The 4,055-nt window shown below is 61.0% G+C and carries 6 protein-coding genes; 3 read left to right on the top strand and 3 right to left on the bottom strand.

Annotated elements, in window-relative coordinates; genetic code table 11:
* The first annotated feature begins 128 nt into the window (after positions 1 to 128).
* Entirely contained in the window at positions 129 to 1,370 is a 1,242-nt protein-coding gene (argJ, locus tag NW807_RS05275; RefSeq protein ID WP_414425470.1) for a bifunctional glutamate N-acetyltransferase/amino-acid acetyltransferase ArgJ, read from the top strand.
* 19 nt (positions 1,371 to 1,389) lie between these two features.
* On the opposite strand, the gene psbH is transcribed toward argJ, so the two are convergent.
* Positions 1,390 to 1,593: a photosystem II reaction center phosphoprotein PsbH gene (gene psbH / locus NW807_RS05270; protein WP_414361343.1), complete on the bottom strand. Its 204-nt coding sequence runs from the start codon at positions 1,591 to 1,593 to the stop codon at positions 1,390 to 1,392.
* Between the two features lie 242 nt (positions 1,594 to 1,835).
* Here psbH and psbN point away from each other — a divergent pair, with 242 nt between their 5' ends.
* Both psbN and dapF read left to right on the top strand, forming a co-directional pair.
* A complete protein-coding gene (psbN, locus tag NW807_RS05265; protein WP_414396835.1) occupies positions 1,836 to 1,967 on the top strand; it encodes a photosystem II reaction center protein PsbN in 132 nt (43 codons plus the stop codon).
* 23 nt (positions 1,968 to 1,990) lie between these two features.
* The gene (gene dapF / locus NW807_RS05260; protein ID WP_414425469.1) at positions 1,991 to 2,860 is read left to right on the top strand and encodes a diaminopimelate epimerase; all 870 of its coding nucleotides are present in this window, start codon (positions 1,991 to 1,993) and stop codon (positions 2,858 to 2,860) included.
* Between the two features lie 6 nt (positions 2,861 to 2,866).
* Here the strand turns inward: dapF and NW807_RS05255 are convergent, their stop codons facing one another.
* Both NW807_RS05255 and NW807_RS05250 read right to left on the bottom strand, forming a co-directional pair.
* Positions 2,867 to 3,508, bottom strand: coding sequence for a hypothetical protein (locus tag NW807_RS05255; RefSeq protein WP_414425468.1), 642 nt, complete (start codon positions 3,506 to 3,508; stop codon positions 2,867 to 2,869).
* A gap of 117 nt (positions 3,509 to 3,625) precedes the next feature.
* On the bottom strand, positions 3,626 to 3,937 hold the full coding sequence (locus tag NW807_RS05250; RefSeq protein ID WP_414425471.1) for a transposase: 312 nt from the start codon (positions 3,935 to 3,937) through the stop codon (positions 3,626 to 3,628).
* Positions 3,938 to 4,055: the final 118 nt, after the last annotated feature.

Genomic DNA, 4,055 nt, shown 5'->3' with positions numbered 1-4,055 from the left:
TGCTGCGCCTTACATCCCCACCTTCAAAGGCGGGGCCTTACGGCGCTTTTTGGTAAAGTTCTAACAACACCACTCTGCTCCCAGCGCAAAAGCCGGCCAGCTTTGCCAGGAGCTGCGCAGCCGCCAGTATGACCAGACCCATTCCACCAGATCTAGGAGCCCAGTTTAAACCGGTTGCAGGTGCTGTAACTGCCCCCCGTGGCTTCCGCGCTGCCGGCGTAGCCGCTGGCCTCAAGCCCTCCGGCGCCGCCGATCTGGCCCTGATTGTTTCCGACAGCGAGGCGGTAGGGGCTGGCGTTTTCACCACCAACCAGGTTAAGGCCGCCTGCGTCACCTACAACCAGAGCATCCTCGCCCAAGGCCAGCCGGTGCGGGCCATCCTCTGCACTGCCGGCCAGGCCAACGCCTGTACAGGCGAAGAGGGGGAGCGCAACAATGCCCAACTGGCCCGCTGGGTGGCAGAGCGGCTGGGGATCCCCGCCCACCAGGTGCTCACCGCCTCCACAGGGGTCATTGGACAACAACTGGAAATGACCAAAATCAAGGCGGCCCTGCCCCACCTTATCGACCGCCTCTCGCCGGCAGGAGGAGAGAGCGCTGCCCGCGCCATCCTCACCACTGATCTAGTTCCCAAGAGCACGGCTCTGGAGGCTAACATCGAGGGCTACACCCTCAGGGTAGGAGGCATCGCCAAGGGATCCGGCATGATCCACCCCAACTTGGCGACGATGCTGGCTTTCTTAACCTCCGATGCGGCTGTGGATCCCCCACTCTGGCAGCAGATCCTCAAAGAGGCTGTTGACCTCAGCTTCAACCAAATCACCGTGGATGGGGATACCAGCACCAACGACATGGTGCTGGCTCTGGCCAACGGCCAAAGTGGGATCGCCACGGTGCAAGCGGGTACAAAAGCTGCCCAAGCCCTAGCCGAGATGGTTGCCCAGGTTTGCATTCACCTAGCTAAGGCCATTGCCCGCGACGGGGAGGGAGCCACCAAGTTGCTGGAGATCCGGGTGCAGGGCGCCCCCGACGACCGGTCGGCTCGGCAGATAGCCCGTGTCATTGCCAGCTCTCCCTTGGTCAAGGCAGCAGCCTTTGGGGGCGACCCCAACTGGGGACGGGTGGCCGCCGCCGCTGGCCGAGCAGGGATCCCTTTTGACAGCCGCCTTCTGGAGATCCGGCTGGGAGATTTTCTGCTTCTAGAGAAGGGAATGCCCCTCCCCTTTGACCGCCAGGCTGCTTGCAAGTACCTCAAGGGGGATCCCGTCGTCTTTACGGTGGACCTCCACCAGGGGCCCGGTCAGGGCGTGGCCTGGGGCTGCGATCTCAGCTACGACTATGTGCGCATCAACGCCGAGTACACCACCTAGGCCGCTTGGCAAGCCCAAACTAGAAGCTGAGGCTCTCCCAGGAGACGTTGATGTCTTCCAGCAGCAGGGACTTGTTGTAGATCTCCAGGAGGATCAGCATGAAGATGCCAAACAGCACCATGAAGACTGCCATTAGAGGCGTGGTGCCCCAGCCGGGGGCTACTTTGCCGTATTCTGAGTTCAGCGGACGCAGCAGATCGCCCAGTCGGGTACGAATGGCCATAGTTCTCGCCGTAGGTTAAGAAGGAACAAAGCTGGCGGCGGATCCTCTAAAGACTCAATGCCGCAAGAACAGCCATCTTTAGATCACGCTACCAGAATCTGGCCCCACCCCTTTGCCGATAGCAATGAATCTTGACATCCCTTCTCCTTGGCCGGCACAGGATTCCGTGCATGTCGCCGCTGAGGCGCAATGTTTTGTAAACTTGTGTAATACTCTAGAGAGACTCTCTCGGGATCCCAGCGATGGAAGCTAGCCTCTCCCTCATCGTGGCTATTGTGGCCACTACTATTGTCATTACCGCCTTTGCCATCTACACCGCCTTCGGACCTCCTTCCAAGAACTTGAAGGATCCCTTCGAAATGCACGAGGATTGAAGCCCGTTGTCTTGTTGCACTGCATGGCTGCCCGGCTGCCCTCCCATCTCACCTTCCACAAGTACCAGGGGTTGGGAAACGATTTCATCTTGGTGGACAATCGCCACCAGCCCCAGCCCTGTCTGACACCAGAAGAGGCCATTGCCCTCTGCGACCGCCGCTTTGGCGTGGGGGCGGATGGGGTCATTTTCCTGCTGCCGGGGGAGGAGGGGGCTGATTTCAGCATGCGCCTGTTCAACAGCGACGGCTCGGAAGCGGAGATGTGCGGCAACGGCATCCGCTGCCTGGCTCGCTTTTTGCAGGATCTGGGGATCCCCGCCCAGGATGGCGCCTACCAGATCCACACCTTGGCAGGGCGGATTGTGCCGCGGGTGCAGCCCGATGGCTTGGTAACAGTGGACATGGGGATCCCTCGCCTTTTGGCCCAGCAGATTCCCACCACGCTAGTCGGGCCAGAGGAAAAGGTGGTGCGGCAACCGCTCCCAGTGGCCGGGCGGGAGTGGTGGGTGACGGCAGTGAGCATGGGCAACCCCCATTGCGTGGTCTTTCTGGAGGAGGAGGGATCCTTGGAGAAACTGGACTTGGAAAGGGTGGGTCCCCTGTTTGAGCATCACCCCGCCTTTCCCGAGCGCACCAACACCGAATTTGTGCAGGTACTCAGCCCTAACCGCCTGCGGCTGCGGGTTTGGGAGCGAGGGGCAGGGGCGACGCTGGCCTGTGGAACAGGGGCTTGTGCCGCCCTAGTGGCTGCCGTCTTGGAAGAGCGGGCCGAGCCCCAGGCCACGGTAGAGCTGCCGGGAGGCAACCTGGAGATTCGCTGGGATCTTGACACCCAACACGTGTGGATGACAGGGCCGGCCCTGCCCGTTTTCCGCGGCACCACTGCCGAGTGAGCGCTTTCAGGATCCCAACCCCACTAGGAGAAGGGCCAGCAAGGTGAGAATCCCGTGGGCAGGGCTCCAGCCCTGGTGCCAGATCATCAGCACTGCCAGGCCCAGACAGACCAGCCCCAGCCCTAGGCCGAGGCGTAGGAACAGAGGGGGAGCCCCCTGGTTGAGGGAGCGTTTGAGCCAAGGGAAGATCACCCCCAAGCCAAAGGCCAGCCCCACGGGGATCCAGTCCATCCAGCCCGTCCGCTCCCAGGCCAGCAGGTAGAAGCCACCCAGGCAAAGGCCAAAGCCAAAAAGCAGCACCCGCATGGCGGGATAGTCTTGCCGGTAGCTGGAGGCGCGGCTCCAAGCTCCCTCAGGCTTGCTTGGGCTCAACGGCTCGACCACAAAGCTTTCGCTCCACTCCGGCGCTGCTTCAGTTTGGCCACGGCACCAAAGGTAAACGTTGACTTTGCGCAGCCCCTGCAGCAGCGAGGCCTCTACAGCGCTGCGCACCACCTCCATTACTTGTTGTGTGTCCACCCCATCGCCGGGCAGCCGTTCCAGCAGCACGTTCAGCACCTGACCCTTCAGCTCGGCGCGGCCAAACAGCCGCAGATCGGCTAGCTTGTAGTCGAGGATTTGGTTTAGGGTCTTAAGCTGGCGGCGCATGGTCTCGGCACCCAGCCGTCTCGACTAGAACCAGTTTAGCGGTCGGGGAAGAGGCAGGGGAAAAGCGGGATCCAAGGCATTGACATTCTCCCTGCTCTAAAGGGCAGGGATTCTTTCTCAGACAGCAGGATGGCTCCTACCGGCTGAGCTACACAGAGCATGAGGCTGGAACCTCAACCCTATGGGGGATGCCATAACCCCAACTACTGGGCCTAAGCCCAGATACGTTCTGCGAAGGTTGATTGCCCCCACCCCGTCCCGATGGAACCTAAACCCGCACCCACACCTATGCCCACGGCCTTTTGGCTTGTTTCTCTTGTTGCAAGCAGGACAGGTTTGAGAGCTGTACCGCTCATCTTGGAGCACTCCTCTCATCCCCAGCCGTTCGGCCTTGTAGGTGATGTAGTGCCGGGCTTGGCCATGCACCATCTGGTGGATCTTTTGATTCGCCTTCTTGCCGTAAAAGGACTCCGTCCCGCTAACGCGAGCGGCAGACACCCTGATATTCCGAATGTCCCCAATGACAACGGTCTGGACGCCCCTTGCA

This window comes from Synechococcus sp. R70.1, assembly GCF_047461675.1.
Classification (GTDB): Bacteria; Cyanobacteriota; Cyanobacteriia; order Thermostichales; family Thermostichaceae; genus Thermostichus.
This window is presented reverse-complemented; position numbering and strand designations above follow the sequence as displayed.